Annotated in this window: 13 protein-coding genes and 2 pseudogenes; 8 read left to right on the top strand and 7 right to left on the bottom strand. The window is 43.6% G+C overall.

The genetic code is table 11. The annotated features are described in order from the left end of the window. Positions 1–274 precede the first annotated feature (274 nt). Positions 275–901 carry a helix-turn-helix domain-containing protein gene (locus L4D76_RS04280; protein ID WP_428439698.1) on the bottom strand — a complete coding sequence of 209 codons (627 nt, stop codon included), beginning with the start codon at positions 899–901 and terminating at the stop codon, positions 275–277. A 586-nt stretch (positions 902–1,487) separates the two neighbouring features. On the opposite strand from L4D76_RS04280, the gene L4D76_RS04275 reads away from it, so the two are divergent. The 7 genes and pseudogenes from L4D76_RS04275 to L4D76_RS04245 all read left to right on the top strand — a co-directional run. Further along, the gene (locus L4D76_RS04275; protein WP_428439697.1) at positions 1,488–2,783 is read left to right on the top strand and encodes a serine hydroxymethyltransferase; all 1,296 of its coding nucleotides are present in this window, start codon (positions 1,488–1,490) and stop codon (positions 2,781–2,783) included. A 93-nt stretch (positions 2,784–2,876) separates the two neighbouring features. After that, positions 2,877–3,254: a glycine cleavage system protein GcvH gene (gcvH, locus tag L4D76_RS04270; RefSeq protein ID WP_428439696.1), complete on the top strand. Its 378-nt coding sequence runs from the start codon at positions 2,877–2,879 to the stop codon at positions 3,252–3,254. A 158-nt stretch (positions 3,255–3,412) separates the two neighbouring features. Beyond that, the gene (gene gcvP, locus L4D76_RS04265; RefSeq protein WP_428439695.1) at positions 3,413–6,310 is read left to right on the top strand and encodes an aminomethyl-transferring glycine dehydrogenase; all 2,898 of its coding nucleotides are present in this window, start codon (positions 3,413–3,415) and stop codon (positions 6,308–6,310) included. A gap of 532 nt (positions 6,311–6,842) precedes the next feature. Further along, positions 6,843–7,145, top strand: coding sequence for a hypothetical protein (locus L4D76_RS04260; RefSeq protein WP_428439694.1), 303 nt, complete (start codon positions 6,843–6,845; stop codon positions 7,143–7,145). Positions 7,146–7,341: 196 nt separating this feature from the next. Beyond that, positions 7,342–7,689, top strand: a complete 348-nt coding sequence (locus L4D76_RS04255) for a phasin family protein (RefSeq protein WP_428439693.1) — start codon at positions 7,342–7,344, stop codon at positions 7,687–7,689. A 69-nt stretch (positions 7,690–7,758) separates the two neighbouring features. Continuing rightward, positions 7,759–9,546 carry a class I poly(R)-hydroxyalkanoic acid synthase gene (gene phaC, locus L4D76_RS04250; RefSeq protein ID WP_428439692.1) on the top strand — a complete coding sequence of 596 codons (1,788 nt, stop codon included), beginning with the start codon at positions 7,759–7,761 and terminating at the stop codon, positions 9,544–9,546. 200 nt (positions 9,547–9,746) lie between these two features. After that, positions 9,747–9,925: pseudogene (locus L4D76_RS04245) on the top strand (DDE-type integrase/transposase/recombinase); the annotation flags it as partial. Positions 9,926–10,024: 99 nt separating this feature from the next. Here L4D76_RS04245 and L4D76_RS04240 read toward each other — a convergent pair. The 3 genes and pseudogenes from L4D76_RS04240 to L4D76_RS04230 all read right to left on the bottom strand — a co-directional run bounded on the left by L4D76_RS04240 (position 10,025) and on the right by L4D76_RS04230 (position 11,781). Next, positions 10,025–10,366 (bottom strand): phasin family protein, encoded by a 342-nt coding sequence (locus L4D76_RS04240; RefSeq protein ID WP_428439691.1) that lies wholly within the window; start codon positions 10,364–10,366, stop codon positions 10,025–10,027. 68 nt (positions 10,367–10,434) lie between these two features. Continuing rightward, positions 10,435–11,173: pseudogene (locus tag L4D76_RS04235) on the bottom strand (SDR family oxidoreductase). 488 nt (positions 11,174–11,661) lie between these two features. Next, positions 11,662–11,781 carry an Hsp20 family protein gene (locus tag L4D76_RS04230; RefSeq protein WP_428439690.1) on the bottom strand — a complete coding sequence of 40 codons (120 nt, stop codon included), beginning with the start codon at positions 11,779–11,781 and terminating at the stop codon, positions 11,662–11,664. A 199-nt stretch (positions 11,782–11,980) separates the two neighbouring features. Here L4D76_RS04230 and hpf point away from each other — a divergent pair, with 199 nt between their 5' ends. Further along, entirely contained in the window at positions 11,981–12,337 is a 357-nt protein-coding gene (gene hpf / locus L4D76_RS04225; protein ID WP_428439689.1) for a ribosome hibernation-promoting factor, HPF/YfiA family, read from the top strand. A gap of 336 nt (positions 12,338–12,673) precedes the next feature. On the opposite strand, the gene L4D76_RS04220 is transcribed toward hpf, so the two are convergent. From L4D76_RS04220 to L4D76_RS04210, 3 genes are all read right to left on the bottom strand, one after another. Then, entirely contained in the window at positions 12,674–13,210 is a 537-nt protein-coding gene (locus L4D76_RS04220; RefSeq protein WP_428439688.1) for a GNAT family N-acetyltransferase, read from the bottom strand. 15 nt (positions 13,211–13,225) lie between these two features. After that, on the bottom strand, positions 13,226–14,395 hold the full coding sequence (locus L4D76_RS04215; protein WP_428439786.1) for a MerR family transcriptional regulator: 1,170 nt from the start codon (positions 14,393–14,395) through the stop codon (positions 13,226–13,228). A 416-nt stretch (positions 14,396–14,811) separates the two neighbouring features. Continuing rightward, a complete protein-coding gene (locus L4D76_RS04210; RefSeq protein ID WP_428439687.1) occupies positions 14,812–15,957 on the bottom strand; it encodes a dipeptidase in 1,146 nt (381 codons plus the stop codon). Positions 15,958–16,801 lie beyond the last annotated feature (844 nt).

Raw genomic sequence — 16,801 nt, 5'->3', positions numbered from 1 at the left:
AAGGCCGAATGTTATGTTTTTGTTAACCTGTTTCCTATAATAAACAAAGTTTAATTTTGTTCAAACTGGGTTTAATCACAGAAACTCACAAAGATGGTCATTTTTACTGCCTAGATCTGAAAAATCAGTCATCATCAACGCTACCCTCCCCCGCAAAAACAACAAAAAAGCCAGCAATGTTAATGGCTTGTTTGAGTTACTGCGATATTTTCAAAATTAATAGCACCTAAAAAACTAATTACTTAAAAGAAGACCCAGTTCACATTCAATATACTTATGAAGCAGTAACCCAAAGGATATGAGCATCCTCTTCACTCGATGAAACAAGCATATGCCCCATATTGGCATCGTAATACACTGAGTCACCTTCTTTGAGATTTACCGGCTCATAGAACTCAGAATAAAAGGTGATTTCACCAGATAAGACTAGCAAGAATTCTTCACCGTCGTGGCGGATCCAGCCTGAATAATCTTCAAAAACGCGCGCCCGAACCCGAGACTTAAAAGGCATCATTTTTTTATGAGTTAGCTGGGTAGCCAGCAACTCATGTTCATAAGTCGATGTCGGATGCGGCTTACCTTCATCAACGCGTGTAATATCTCGCCGCCCGGTCGCTTTTATTTGTTTCGGTGGCGCAAAAAGCTGTGGAATATCAACATCTAAACCGTTAGCTAGTTTCTGCATCGCCTGAAAAGTTGGCGATATCTGTTCATTCTCTATCTTTGACAATGTTGAGCGTGCAAGTCCGGTTTTTTTACTTGCCTCTTCCAGCGTCAAACCATGTGCCATGCGTATTTCTTTTAATCGCTTGCCCAACTTAAGCGGCTCGATCTTGCTTGTTTCCTGCTCTTTGGCAACACTCATTGACGGATAAATGTCTTGCTTGTTTTCATTACTCATTACAGCCCTCCTTGGCGACTATTCTGTGTTCATTCTGGCATAAGCAACCAGAAACTTAAAAGTTCAAGGGAATAAAAAACATGACCTGTACAACATATTTGAAACAAAGTTTCCTTTAGGAAACTGCACATTCCCAAAGTCGATTGTTTTGTCTTTACGTACACTGAATTGAATAAAGTCACACTAGCATTAATTCAATTTAGCTTACTGGCATACATTCCTCATCCCTTTTCACAACAGGCTTCATAAGAAGTTAACACAAATTTCCAACCTAGCGTTATAAAGTAGAGATGACTATAAAGCTAGTCTTCTCTGGAAATTTCACACAACAGCGCGCAAACGTTTGCTTACAATCTTAAGTATTAAAGTGGACAATGTTCCACTATTGGAAATTTTTGTTTGATCGGCTATCTATAGATAAGGTATGTTACGTACTTGTTAGGAGCAAAGCATCATTGCACTGCACCAGAAGACACGGCGAAACATTACTTGTTACTCAATAAATATAAAACGATCCATAACTAAAACGTGTACGGCTCTGATATAGCACTAAACCGGCTTGGAGCTCGACCTGAGGATAACGTGAATGAAAGCTTCGTATCAAAATCATGATTTAGAAATGTTCTTTTCAACCAACCTTTCGCAGGTTGACGGCGCCGTCAACGCTGGCATAGAGGCAGAACTGAACCGTCAGAATCAACAGATTGAACTGATTGCCTCTGAAAACATCGTTTCTAAAGCAGTCATGCAGGCCCAGGGCAGCTGTTTAACAAACAAATACGCTGAAGGTTACGCGGGTCGCCGTTACTACGGCGGCTGTGAACATGTTGATGAAGTAGAAAAGATCGCTATTGCTCGCGCCAAGCAATTATTCCAGTGTGAATACGTGAACGTTCAGCCACACTCAGGCGCTCAGGCTAATGGGGCGGTTATGCTGGCTCTGCTCCAGCCTGGCGACACGATCTTAGGGATGTCGCTTGATGCCGGTGGTCACCTGACTCATGGTGCGCGCCCTGCCCTTTCAGGTAAATGGTTTGATGCCGTTCAGTATGGCGTAGACAAAGACACCCTGGAAATCGATTACGATCAGGTTCGTGCACTGGCTAAAGAACATCAGCCTAAAATGATCATTGCTGGCGGATCTGCTATTCCTCGCAAAATTGATTTTTCAAAATTCCGCGAAATTGCTGATGAAGTCGGCGCATTCCTGATGGTTGATATGGCTCATATTGCCGGCTTAATTGCGGTAGGTGAACACCCAAGTCCAATTCCTCATGCTCACGTTGTTACCACAACGACCCATAAAACCCTTCGTGGTCCACGTGGCGGCATGATCCTGACCAATCATGAAGACATCAATAAAAAGATTAATTCTGCGGTATTCCCAGGCCTTCAAGGTGGTCCGCTAATGCACGTTATCGCCGGTAAAGCGGTTGCTTTAGGCGAAGCCTTAGAACCCGATTTCAAGCTTTATATCAAAAATGTGATTAGCAACGCCAAAGTTCTGGCAGAAGTATTACAGACTCGTGGCTGCGATATCGTTACAAATGGTACAGACACGCACCTGATGCTGGTTGACCTGCGCCCTAAAGGCTTAAAAGGTAACGCCGTTGAACACGCACTAGAGCGCGCCGGTATTACTTGTAACAAGAACGGCATCCCATTTGATACCGAGAAACCAATGGTGACATCCGGTATCCGCTTAGGTACTCCGGCTGGTACCAGCCGTGGCTTCGGTAATGAAGAATTCAAACAAATCGGTGAGTGGATTGGCGATGTCCTGGACGGCCTGGTTGCTAACCCGGAAGACAACAGTGAAGTAGAAAAACGCGTTAAGCAGCAAGTACAGAAGCTATGCAGCCGTTTCCCTCTTTACCAGTAACAAGACGTTATTACTTCAATTGACCTGTTGCTGCCAAACGAACAGGTCGTATAACAAACATTATATGCGGAACAATTGCGCAAGGAGTTTTAAATGGAAAAGACACTGAAGTTCGCTGAAAGCCATGAGTGGGTACGTGATAACGGCGATGGCACTATCACTATGGGTATTTCTGAACACGCTCAGGGGTTATTGGGTGACGTTGTATTCGTGGATCTTCCTGAAGTAGGCGATGCAACAGAAGCGGGCGAAACGTTCTCTCTGGTTGAATCGGTAAAAGCAGCCTCTGATATCTACTCTCCGGTAACCGGTGAAATCGTTGAAATCAATGAAGATCTGGAAGACAGCCCAGAGCTGATTAACGATGAACCGTACGAAGGTGGCTGGATTGCTAAAATCAAGATCACTGATGTTGAAGAGCTGGCTAAGCTTATCGATGGTGATAAATACCTAGAAACTATCGAAGACTAAGTCAATCTCGGCTTTCTAGTTCTATATTTTAGTCATCAGATTGAAATATCAGCTAGCTTGAAAGCCGTTTTTTCAGCCCTCCCGATGACTCATAGCAATTGCATCAAGTTAGAGAAATTCTTCAGATGTAATTGGTAGCAACTGTTCAGGAAAGAACCATGACCGACATGACTCTTCTAAATGCATTAAGTGACGATCAAGATTTTGCAAGACGCCATAATGGCCCAGATGCGGCTCAGCAAAAAATCATGCTGGAAACCATCGCCGTTGAAAGCGTTGATAAGCTGATTGAACAAACGGTTCCGGCAGCTATTCGTCTACCTGAAGCGATGAAACTGGATCAGCCTCAAAGTGAAGCTGACATGCTGGCTTCACTGAAAGCTATTGCCGGCAAAAACATCATCAACCGTAGCTATATCGGTCAGGGTTACTACAACACCCTAACGCCAAATGTCGTTCTTCGTAACGTGCTGGAAAATCCGGGCTGGTACACTGCCTACACTCCTTATCAACCAGAAATATCCCAAGGCCGTCTTGAGTCTCTGCTTAACTACCAGCAGATGATCATGGATCTAACCAGCATGGAGCTGGCGAACGCCTCGCTGCTTGACGAAGCAACCGCCGCAGCCGAAGCCATGACACTGTGTCAGCGTGCTGGTAAAAACAAGAGCAAAGCCTTCTTCGTCTCGAACGACCTACACCCGCAGACCGTAGACGTGGTTCGCACTCGTGCAGGCTACATCGGCATTGAAATCATCACCGGATCTGTCGACGAGCTGGCCAATCACGATGTATTCGGCGCTTTGCTTCAGTACCCGGGCACCAGCGGTAACGTTGTAGATCTTACCGAAACTATTGAAAAAGCCCACGCAAACAAAACACTGGTCGCAGTGGCTTCTGATCTACTGGCCCTGACACTATTGAAAGCACCTGGTGAAATGGGTGCAGACGTAGTGATCGGTAGTGCACAGCGCTTTGGTGTGCCGATGGGCTTCGGTGGTCCGCACGCAGGCTTCATGGCAACCAAAGACAAGCACAAGCGTACCATGCCAGGACGTGTGATTGGAGTGTCTAAAGACTCGAAAGGCAACCAGGCACTTCGCATGGCAATGCAGACACGCGAACAACACATTCGCCGTGAAAAAGCGACATCTAACATCTGTACCGCACAGGCACTACTCGCCAACATGGCTGCATTCTATGCCCTGTATCACGGTCCGGAAGGCCTGCGTAAAATCGGCCGTCGTGTACACCACCTAACAGCGATTCTTGCTGCCGGCCTGCATAATTCAGGGATCGATCTGGCGAACGAAAGCTTCTTCGACACCATTACCCTGAACACAGGCAAGAAAACAAACGAATTCTATAAGAAAGCACTGGAAGCAGGCATCAACCTGCGTAAGTATTCTTCTGCAAATGGTAAAGGCATTCAGCTTGGGATCAGTATCGATGAAACCACCAAGGTTGAAGACATTGAAGAGCTGCTTTCACTCTTTACCGGCAACAAATTAAAAGCATCAATGTTCACTGCCGACATTGCGGCTGACGAGTTTGCCGCCATTCCTGAAAGCTGTCGCCGTACAAGCAAATACCTGACTCACCCGATCTTTAACGAGCACCACAGTGAAACGCAGATGATGCGTTACATGAAGAAGCTGGAAAATAAAGATTACTCACTGACTCACGGTATGATCCCGCTGGGCAGCTGTACCATGAAGCTTAATGCTGCCTCTGAAATGATCCCTATTACCTGGCCTGAATTTGGTGCCCTGCACCCATTTGCGCCGGCAGAGCAAACCAAAGGCTATCAAGAGCTGGCTGAGAAGTTCTCTGAAATGCTGTGCACGGTTACTGGCTACGATGCATTCTCGCTACAGCCTAACTCTGGCGCGCAGGGTGAATATGCCGGTCTGATCGCGATCCAACGCTACCACCAGCACAACGGCGATAGTCACCGTAACGTCTGCCTGATCCCAAGTTCTGCGCACGGTACTAACCCGGCATCAGCTGCCATGGTGTCGATGAAAGTGGTCGTGGTTGGCTGTGATGACAAGGGTAATATCGACGTTGAAGATCTGAAAGCGAAGATCGAAAAACACCGCGATAACCTGTCGTGCATCATGATCACCTACCCTTCGACGCACGGTGTGTACGAAGAAGCCGTTCGTGAAGTGTGTGAACTGGTTCATGCGGCTGGCGGTCAGGTTTACCTTGATGGCGCCAACATGAACGCACAGGTTGGCCTGACTAGTCCAGGCTTCATTGGTTCTGATGTCTCGCACCTGAACCTGCACAAAACGTTCTGTATCCCACACGGTGGCGGCGGTCCGGGTATGGGTCCTATCGGTGTTAAATCTCACCTCGCGCCATTCCTGCCAGGTCACGTTGAAGCCGTCGAAAGCGAGCAACAGCAGTATGCTGTTTCTGCCGCAGAGCTGGGATCTGCGTCTATTTTACCTATCTCATACGCGTATATTGCAATGATGGGTGAACAAGGCCTGACTGAAGCCACTAAGCTGGCAATCCTGAACGCTAACTACGTGATGGAACGCCTGCGTGTTCACTACCCTGTTCTGTACCGCGGCAGTGAAGGCCGTATTGCTCACGAATGTATTATCGACATCCGCCCGCTGAAAGAAGCCTCTGGCATCTCTGAAGAAGATATTGCCAAGCGTCTGATGGACTATGGCTTCCACGCGCCGACAATGTCGTTCCCAGTTGCCGGTACACTGATGATCGAACCGACAGAATCTGAAGATTTAGCTGAGCTTGATCGCTTCTGTGACGCAATGATTGCTATCCGTCAGGAAATCACACGCGTACAAGGTGGTGAATGGCCGCTAGACGACAATCCATTAGTGAATGCGCCACATACGCAAGTAGATCTAATGGACGCCGAGTGGAGTCACAGCTACAGCCGTGAACTGGCATGCTTCCCGTCAAACCAGACTAAAGCTTCAAAGTACTGGCCGACGGTTAACCGCGTTGACAATGTCTTCGGTGACCGTAACTTAATTTGCTCATGCCCGAGCATCGAGAGTTATATTGAGGATTAATCTGTGTGTCTGAGTATTTAAAATTTAGACAAAGGTAATAAAAAATGGACAAACTTCGGTTTGTCCATTTTTTTCCCGTATCACGCTAATCATTTGAAGGTAACTAATAACTGAACAGATCTGAATCAAATCAGTCCAGTTGCTCTAACTCACTTCTGCCCCAAACCTACTTAGAATTATTACTCATTCGTAGCCTATTAATGTGGATTTGCAATACCAGTACTAATCTGGTGCTGGGGAGTGATCCTTTAAGTCAGCAACGCTCACAAACTCCCATTAGTAATCCAGAATGATCGTCCTCATGTGACTATCAAAGTTGAATGCTTATTCACTAATTGATTGAAAAAAGGCCGCTTGTGCGGCCTTAGAATCGATGAATGAATGGATGTTAACACAACTCTAACAGCAACAAAGCCCAGTTCGGGTGTTATGGTAAATCGACATAAACTAATCTACTGAAAATAGCTTACTGCTGTTTTCATTCATCTATACTTTAATCTTGATTTACATGGTAATTATTAGAGTTGGTAATATGTTTGCTAAACATCGATCTTATGTTTTAGCAGGAAAAGTGCATCATCATGCTCATCTTACGGTAAACCCTTTAGGAGTTCTGTACATCGAAATTGTAGAGGAACAAAGAAAATTTAAAGCTGAGTTCGAGGATTTACTCTTTGAGAACAATGGAAAAACAACAGGATTAGTTTGTATTAAACACGGCAAACCAAAGCATAAATGTTGGCATGTTGATCTTTCTTGTAATGATGCCAAAGAACTCACCATGTTAATTAATAGCGCCAGAGAAGAGTACGAAATTCTAATGCGGGATCTTTAATTGAATTGGTGATGACCAGAGAAGTTCAACTGCGTCGTGAAACGGAATATGGTCTGGCAACACTTTGTGTGGGTGGCGGTATGGGTACAGCCATCATCCTGAAGAACGTTTAAATAGCCGTTTATCCAAGATTGTACCTGGATAATTCGTGATCCAGGTACTTAACTCATTATTTTTAATTTAAGGAATCAAGACTATGTATACGGAAATATTTAAATCTTTCTCTGAGCAAACTGAACAAACACTTGCACCATACGTTAAGTTCAACAAGTTGTTTACGAAAAATATTGAAGAGCTGACTGAGCTTCAGCTTGCCGCAATGCGCGCATACAGCGAGCTGGGTGTGTCTCAGCTGAAAGCTGTTGGTGAAGTAAAAGATCTTCAGTCTTTGACTACTTTCAATGGTAAGCAGCTAGAAACGTTAACTAAATTTTCTCAGCAGCTAATGGAAGATAGCAACAAGTTTTCTGCCGTTGCTCAATCATTCCAAACTGACGTTGAAGAGCTAGTTGCTGAAACTGTGAAGCCAGTAACTCCAGTTTAAGCAAAATGACCCGTCGGCCGCCTCTTCTTGTGGGCGGTATTTTTTAGTCCAAAAACTGAGGTCATTGTAATGAACCATAACTTCTTTACGGACTACTTTGCCAAGCTCCAAGATATGAACCAGGCATGGTGGAATCAACTGAATTCCGGCAAGGTGGCCATAAATACCCCGCTAAATAAAGCGATGAATGAGGTCAATTTAGACGATGCCGCTAAATTGATTGAAAAATCTGCGGCACAACCATGCGTCCTTGCACAAGTACAAATGGACTGGTGGGAAAACCAAATGAAAATTTGGCAAAACGTCATCATGAATGGTGGTGAAGGCAATGATTTAATCAAGCCAGAGAAAGATGACAGACGTTTCAATGATCCGGCATGGGATAACGAAGCGTTTTATAATTACATTAAGCAGTCCTATCTGCTCTTCAGTAATACGATGAAAGAAACCATTGACTCGATTGAAGGGCTGGATGAAAAAGCAAAAGAGCGACTGAGTTTCTTCTCGCGCCAGACTATTAATGCATTATCACCAACAAACTTTATAACAACTAACCCGGAGATCGCAAAGCTAACCGTTGAAACTAATGGTGAAAACCTGATTAAAGGCATGGAATTGCTACAGGAAGACATGCTGGCGAGTGCTGATGTCCTCAAAATTCGCATGACCAATCAGGATGCCTTTAAGCTGGGTGAAAATGTTGCGAATACTGTGGGTGATGTGGTGTTTAAGAATGAGCTATTCGAGCTGATTCAATATAAGCCACTGACAGAGAAAGTGAATCAAACGCCGTTACTGATTGTTCCTCCGTTTATCAATAAATATTACATTCTGGATCTTCGCGAGCAGAACTCAATGATGCGTTGGTTGCTAGAACAAGGCCATACAGTATTTATGATGTCATGGCGAAATCCTGATGCCACTATGGCTGATGTCGATTTTGATAATTATGTACTCGATGGTGTAGTGAAAGCAATTGATGCTGTAGAAGACATTACCGGCGAGAAACAAATTAATGCGGCAGGTTACTGCATTGGCGGTACATTATTGGCAACAACGTTAGCGTATTGTACAGCTAAGCGTATGCGTAACCGTGTTAAGTCTGCATCATTATTTACAACATTGCTGGATTTTTCACAGCCTGGTGAGGTTGGTGCCTACATCAATGATCCGATTGTTAAGGCGATTGAAGCGCAGAATGAAGCTAAAGGTTACATGGACGGCCGTTCACTCAGTGTAACTTTCAGTTTGTTGCGTGAAAACAGCTTATATTGGAACTACTACATCAGTAATTACCTTAAGGGTAGTAGCCCTATAGATTTTGACATTCTGTATTGGAATGACGATAGCACCAATATATCAGTAGCTTGTCACAGTACGCTGCTTCGCCAGTTCTACCTGAATAATAAATTGGTGGAGCCAAAAGGTTATAAAGTAGGGGGCGTTTATATCGATCTGGCAAAGATCAAAGTGCCGACGTATTTTATCTCAACCCAAGACGACCATATTGCGCCTTGGCAAGGGACTTATCGCGGCGCTCAAAAGCTGAATGGTAATACAACGTTTGTGCTTGGCGAATCGGGGCACATTGCAGGTATCGTCAATCACCCGGCCAATAACAAATATGGTTTCTGGACCAATGATAAGCCTGTTGAAGATGCTGACGAATGGTTAAGTGGTGCAAACCGTCAGGATGGTTCTTGGTGGAATCACTGGAATAATTGGTTGATAGACTTTAATCAGGATGATCAGGAACAGATTGATGTTCGAGCTGCAGGAAGTGGAAATTATCCTGTATTGGCTTCGGCGCCTGGCTCATATGTACTGCAAAAATTGCCAATCGAAATAGATAAGTAAGAGGTCAGAGAAACGTAGCATTGACCTGATTACGCTCCATTAAAAAACCAACGAAGATTCGTTGGTTTTTTAATGGCTTCGTTGCAATACGTAAAACTACGTGGTCTTTTGATACGGTTAGGGCTGGGTTGTTATTGGGCATCCCAAGGTGCGTGAAGCGATTTCAAATAGAACAACCGAGTAACATTACCTTTGACTGATTTTCAAACTCTCTGCTGAACCAGTGGGCCATCAAATATGCCCCTTACTGGAGCATCGTGCCCGACAAATAAAAAAGCCAGTCGCGTTTTGTGGCGTATGGACGAGACCTATATTAACGTCAAAGGCAAGTGGAAGTATTACTACCGGGCCCGTTGATAAATACGGCAATATAATTGATGGGCAAAGCCTGACTGTGCCCCATAATTTATTATTAACGCTTAACTGACAGCTTTCATCCAGAATGAAACTCGGTTGATAGTCAGCAAAGCCTCTAAAGCTAAAGTGATGCTTTTGCGTTTTCAGCAATTAAGTGATCGACGTCCTTTATGAATTTTTCCGTCATGGCTGTCAGCTTATGACTATCATCATTCATTTGCTGAGAGAGTTTAGTCAGGTTTTCTAATTGTTGGATATTGCAAACAGCTAAAGACTGAACATCTTTGACTTCACCAGCAGCCTTTAGCTGAGATAAACCAATATCTCTATATTTGTGTATTGCCGCTAATTGAAGCCCTACAATATCTTCAATATTTTTAGTAATGAGCTGATTGAACTTCACATATGGGGCAAATGTTTTTTCTGTTTGTTCTGTAAAAGTTTCAAACATTTCCGGGTACATATCGCGACTCCTCATTGGGGGATTATTAGTCCGCTCATGCGGCCAATTTTGATCTAAATTGCTAATGCTTATTGCATGTATAAACCGCCGTTAACGGACAACGTTTCTCCGGTGATATAGGTGGCGGCGTCACTTGCAAGATAGGCAACGGCTCCAGCGACTTCATCTGGTGTAGCTAGGCGTCCCATTGGTATTTGTGCTTTGATGCGTTCAAGTGCGGCAGGTTGAATCGCTTCTACCATTGCTGTGCCTGTATAGCCTGGCGCAATGACATTAACGGTTACCCCAAAGCGGGCGCCTTCTGCGGCAAGGGCCTTAGTAAAGCCAATCATGCCAGCCTTGGCTGCCGAATAGTTCGTCTGACCGAACTGCCCCTTTAAGCCATTGACTGAGGAGATATTGATGATGCGAGCATTACCACGCTCACACATAGAAGCAAAAAGAGGTTGGGTGACATTAAACAGACTATTGAGATTAGTATTGATAACCTCGTTCCACTGTTCTGCAGACATACGTTTAAAGGTTGAATCGCGCGTTATCCCTGCGTTATTCACCAGAACATCGATATGACCTTCATCTTGAAGCAAACATTCAAGAGATTCCCTGCAAGATTGGGTGTCAGTAATATCAAGGGGTAGTAAGCGAACCTGGCTTTCTGAATAGTTGTTTTTTTAACCATTCAATAGCATATTCTTTATTATTCGGGGAGTAACCGGCAATAACACGATAACCCGCATTAAGCAGAACATTTGTAATTGAAGATCCAATTCCGCCCTTTGCACCCGTTACTAATACTTTCTTATTCATCAAAGTTAATTCCCTGTCGTTATCTCATGAAATTCTGATATAAACGTTAATTATTAAGACAAGTCTCGCCAGTAAGATTGTTTGACGTAATTAAATAATCACTTTGCAGCACTGATTTTACTGATAAATACAGCACGGCTAACTCCGGCTCACTAGTCTGTAGCACTCAGTTACACCCTCTCTTCTAGTTGAAATTGTATCGTAACAGGTCTGATGACTGACCTCTTCGTCACTATTGACCTTTTGCATTATAGGACATAAAAAAGTAATGCATTGCAGATGTACCTAAAAAATTTGATTATTAACTAGCTTCGAAAATTGTTGGGTAATCTTATACCAGATTTTTGTAGACAATCAGGGAGACAGGCAGTGGGTAAACAAAAGCTAGGCCAGACCTAACTAATGTCAAAAATATCAACCCTATAATGTAAAAAAGGCTGCAAATAATATCAGCCTTTTATCAATATTTTCATGACATCAATCTGTATCTATTTCACTTCAATTTGAATCGGTTGAGGTTTACTTGATTCAGGTCTAGGGACTTGAATTTTCAGTAAACCATTGTGAAATTCAGCTTGAATATCTTCTTGCTTGATATTTTCGCCCACATAAAAACTGAGCTAATGAACGAGGCAAAACACAAGGACTGACCCTGCATATTCTTTCGCAGTTGGGCGTATTCAAGGAGTAGAGGCAAGATTATTTGATAACACAGAACTCAATCACACATGTGCAAATCTACACTTGGTCAAAGTACACTGCGTTTGCTACGTTTAAATGACATAGTGATTGGAAAGGTATAATTAKATGAAAGTAACCGTTCAAACACATCACATATCAATTAATGACGACTCACGAAAAGAAATTGAAAGTAAATTTGAGAAAGTATCCGCTCACTTTCCACAACTGATCAGCAGCGACATCATCATCACAAAAGAACACGGACAGCACGAAGTGGAAATTTTTACCAACTATGAAGGTGTACGGGTTTCAGCAAAATCTACTAACGATGTAATGTATCCTGCCATTTCAGCAGCATTGAAAAAACTAGAGACAGGCCTACGTAACCGCAAAGGACAACTGAAAGCAGACCTTCACGCAAAGCCAACCAGCACGAAACCAGAGATTGCTTCAGATATCATCCAAGAGATGAAATTAGTTTAATCAAATTAAATTGACCAGATTCATGAAGCCAGCAACTTAATGCTGGCTTTTTTAAACTTGAATTCGCAGTAAGCAAAGGGCTCAAGTCTTGCCTTTGCCCTTCCGAGGTTTTCCATACTTAGATTAATTCGATAAATGTCAAATTAAGCATTCGCTCTAACAAGCTTCTGTCCCAAAGTGCCCCAAACCATCACAGCGTTTCCCTTGATACAAAAGTGGCAAACACCAGGTTTGCCATAGTTTTTTGATGCTAATCTACCTGAAACTTCAGAACCGCTAACATTTAATGCAAGTGATATGAAACTTCGGTTTATTGGATGTTTATTCGGTAAACGATTACCAATATTCCTGCTTGTTTAAAGCTTCCACACACTCAGATGCCCCTTGGATTGGTGATATTTCATCACTCGTTAGTGACTGACCAAGCCAACCATGAGGGTAACTCAGTTTCAATGGTGCTTTAATAACATCTTCACTGATTTGTTGAAAGCCAACCTTCGAGTAAAAGCTTGGATCACCGTATGTCACGAGCAGTTCAACGCCTTGCTCTTTCAAGGTATTTAAGCCATGTTGGATCAAAGCCTGACCAATACCGTTACCTTGATAGCTCGTCGAAATCGCCATCGGGGAAAGCAGAAAGGCCTTCGTCTTGTCTTCGAGACTGAATGTAGTAAATATGACGCTTCCGATGAGCTTTTCCTCATCCATCGCGACAAAAATTACAAGATCGTTATTATCTGTCATCGTCATCAAATCGTTGGCTAAACTGCCGATCATTTTGCCTTCTTCTACCCCTTCTGAATCTGAAAAGGTGTCTCTAAATAGTCGTGTAATTTCTGCTTCTTGTTTTTTCTGAGAAATGGAAAATTTCATATAGCTCTCAATAAATTATTGTTTACTTAATACAAATAGTTGATAGTCAAATTCACCTTGATACTTTTCGTATATTTGCAGTTCTTCTAGTAAATTCTTTAGTGCTGTCGATTCTGACATCTCGGCTTTTAATTCATCCACTCGCATCTTTAATGGCTCATAGTAATTTCGCCATGCTGCCTGACCCATCGAAAAATGATCGAGCACTTCATATCCTGCTTTTTTAGCGTCTTTAAGGCGACTTTTTACCGTGGTCATGTCTGGATACTCTTTTTGCCAAAATAAAAGTGCTTCTGTACTTGGGCTAGCCGTGTTCCAAACTAAATCGCTGATAACCAGCACACCCTTTTCTCTAAGCAAAGAACGCCACTGATGCATCGCATTCTGCACACCCATAATGTAAGCGCTGCATTCCGACCAAATCACATCAAAACTCTCAGGCTTAAGAGGTAAAGCTGTCATACTTTCGCATATCGTTTTCACTCTACCTTTGAATCCAGCCTCCTCTACTCGTTCCGATAATCGTGCTAATGCCTGCTCATCGTTATCAACAGCGGTTATCTGCACTTGGCTATGTTCAAGTAGTACCGTTGTAGCTATCCCTTTACCGCACCCGACTTCTAGTAAGGTTTTCGGCACAAAAGGGATTTTAGTTAACGCCTTAGATGTATTTTCTTCTGAGCCCGGCCCCCATCTGTCAAGTGTTTCAAAGACTCTTTCAAAATCAGCCATGTAACGATCATGCTCATTCATGTCTTTCGATAACCACTTTAGCCTCATCGCTTCTTTTTCAGTGAAGCCTTGCCTTATCAGCCACTGTAAGTGTTCATTTGGGGCGACTTTATCGATAGACTCATGCCATTCATTCAGCCCACTTTCACCCAGTAAAGCCGCTAGTAACTGCCGAGATCTTTGCTTTTTAACAATCTCTTCATCAAGTTGGCTAAGCCGATTCATTAGAACTTGCCGCTCCATTTTTGCATCCAAACATGCTTTACACTCTTTCAGTGTTAAACCTCCTGCTTGCAGCTGCTGAAGCAATCGCAAGCGTTGAATATCATTCTCGCTATATACGCGGTAGCCATTGCTTAGTCGCTGCCCTTTAACTAGGCCGAGTTTTTCGTAGTAGAGTAACGTCGTTCGTGACACCCCTAGCTGCTTTGCAAATTCTGATATTCGGTACATGATTTGTTCCCAATTTGTAGGCACAGTCAGAATCTTAAACTGTAGAGTAATAGACATGTCAATATTTAGTTTAGATAAATGCTACAGGGAGGCTCAGTGGCTATATAGCCCTCCTAGGCCGAGAACGCTATTTGGGCTACAGCGTTTAAGACTTCGAGTCACCTTTCCTAATAAAAATTAACCGATTTATAGCGTATGCTTTAAATCGGTTTTTCTAAGAGAGAATCAGCCGACTCCGCTGAATTGAATGTGCCCCTTTCCGCGTTAGAGCTGAAACTCATCTATATCCTGTTAATGTCTATTTGTCATAGCTCAACTAATGTGGTGATCATGGGGCGCTTACAGATTAGCATCGGTATTTCGTGATGGTATGCATATAGTCGCCTCAGGAATAAAGCACTGAGGCGATAAGCCGTCTATTCGGGCAGGTTTGATTTCAGAACCCTAAGAACGTTTCCGCCCAACACTTTACTGACATCCTCCCGTGATAGCCCTTGAGCAAGTAGCGCCTCGGTAAGCAAGGGGACGCCGGTTGTATCAAATGGCGTTGTGACATTACCATCAAAATCGGAACCAAGCCCCACGTGATCAATCCCTGCTACCTTGATGGTATAGAGGATTGCCTTAACAATCCCTTTTACGCCGGGATCACAAACCGCGCTTTTCCAGTAACCTATACCAATAACGCCAGCGTTCTTGGCAACGGCACCAATTTGCTCATCGGTGAGATTACGATTCCCCGGACAGGTACCCTGCACACCCCCGTGGGATACAACAATCGGCTTTGTTGCCAGTTCGAGTGTTTCTCTGAATGCGGCGGGGGATGCATGAGCCAGATCTATGGTAATACCAAGAGACTCCATCTGTGGTATCAGAGTTCGGCCCAATTCTGTCAGGCCTCCTTTGTTCACCCCATGGGCTGAGCCGGCAATTTGGTTATCGGAAAAGTGAGTTAAACCCATCATCCTGTATCCGGCTAGATAAAACTCTTTCAGGGCATCGCTGCCGCCCTGCAGTGCGTGCATACCTTCCAGTGAAAGCAGACCTTTTACACCATACGCAGTCAGATCTTGTTGCTTCAGCACCAGCGTCAGTTCCGATTGTTTTGCCAGCGCTTCAAGTTCCGCTGCCTGGGCTAAAGCACGCTGCTTCGGGCTAAACCAGGTAACCGGAGAACGCCATGAGCTGATAAACAGAAGTGGCAATATATCCGACTCATTGCTGGTAGAGTTGTAATTGCGAACCTTGGGAACCTGAGTTACAACCCCAAATACCTGAAGATCTATACCGCCCTCAACCAGGCGGGGTATATCAATATGCCCAAATCTGTTTCTTATCCTAAGGTCTCTTCCCCAGAGAAGCGGATCTGCATGCAGGTCGGCAACGAAAGTTTGTTGGTGGAAGTCACGGGTTTCAGCAGACACAGAATAGGGAGCGACGTCTAGCACAGCGTTGTTTTTGCTGTCTACATCCTTTAAAACGATAAAGCGAAGCACAAAGAGTGCAATCACAATAAGTGTTATCAGACTGATGAGGCCAATACTCAATAGGCGGCGGTTCATATGTATGTACTCTTGGTATTCATTCACGGAGTGGAAGTTTGCGTAGGTTACGCGCCACAATGAGGTGCCAATGATGACCTGACTTTACGCTATCCACTGTTTTAAAATATGTTTTAGCTAAACAGATTGTCTGGGGTTCCAGATGTGGGCTGACACGCACCTTGCCTTCTGAACTAATGAATTTCGCCAAAAACCGCATGACGGGCGAAGCAGGTAATCTTGTTTAGTTTTTTTGAGCTAAAACCGCTGTGAAGTGGTACGGTGATGAAGAAAGCATTCGGATAAATGGATATCGTGATATTATTTTCCATATCTTCGAATATCATTATCAAGACGTCTAAACGCCTGTTGTACAGCGACATAACTAAACATAAATAGAATCCAAGCGAAATGTCCATAACCGGGGAAGTATCCCCTTTCTGCCCAGATAGATATTGCAAGCACTGAAAGGACTATGGTTGTTGGAACTACGATGGTAGCGCAAATAGACCACATACTCAGCAAAAAATCATCTGCAAAACAAGGCTCATACTGGGAGCTCTCTTTCTTACTGCATATGTATCATTAATACAATATTTAACGTATATAAATGCCACTATGGAACTGAATAGGAATATCAGCAGAATTAATGGTATGGATAAGAGGATCACTTCCCATACGCTAATAGTTAGCCACGGACTCATAGCGCCACCAGTTGCATAGCATCTAATAATAAGACTATAGCTGTTGCTGATTTTTTATGTGGCAGTTTTGCTCGGTATTGGGAGTTTACTAGTGTAGGTTCGTCAAATTACGTTGAGCCTGAAAGACTGAACTGTCAGATCCAGTATGAGCACTATTTATG

It is taken from the genome of Photobacterium sagamiensis, from assembly GCF_050337085.1.
Taxonomy (GTDB): Bacteria; Pseudomonadota; Gammaproteobacteria; order Enterobacterales; family Vibrionaceae; genus Photobacterium; species Photobacterium sagamiensis.
The sequence above is the reverse complement of the archived record's forward strand: the minus strand, read 5'-3'. Positions and strand labels throughout refer to the sequence as shown.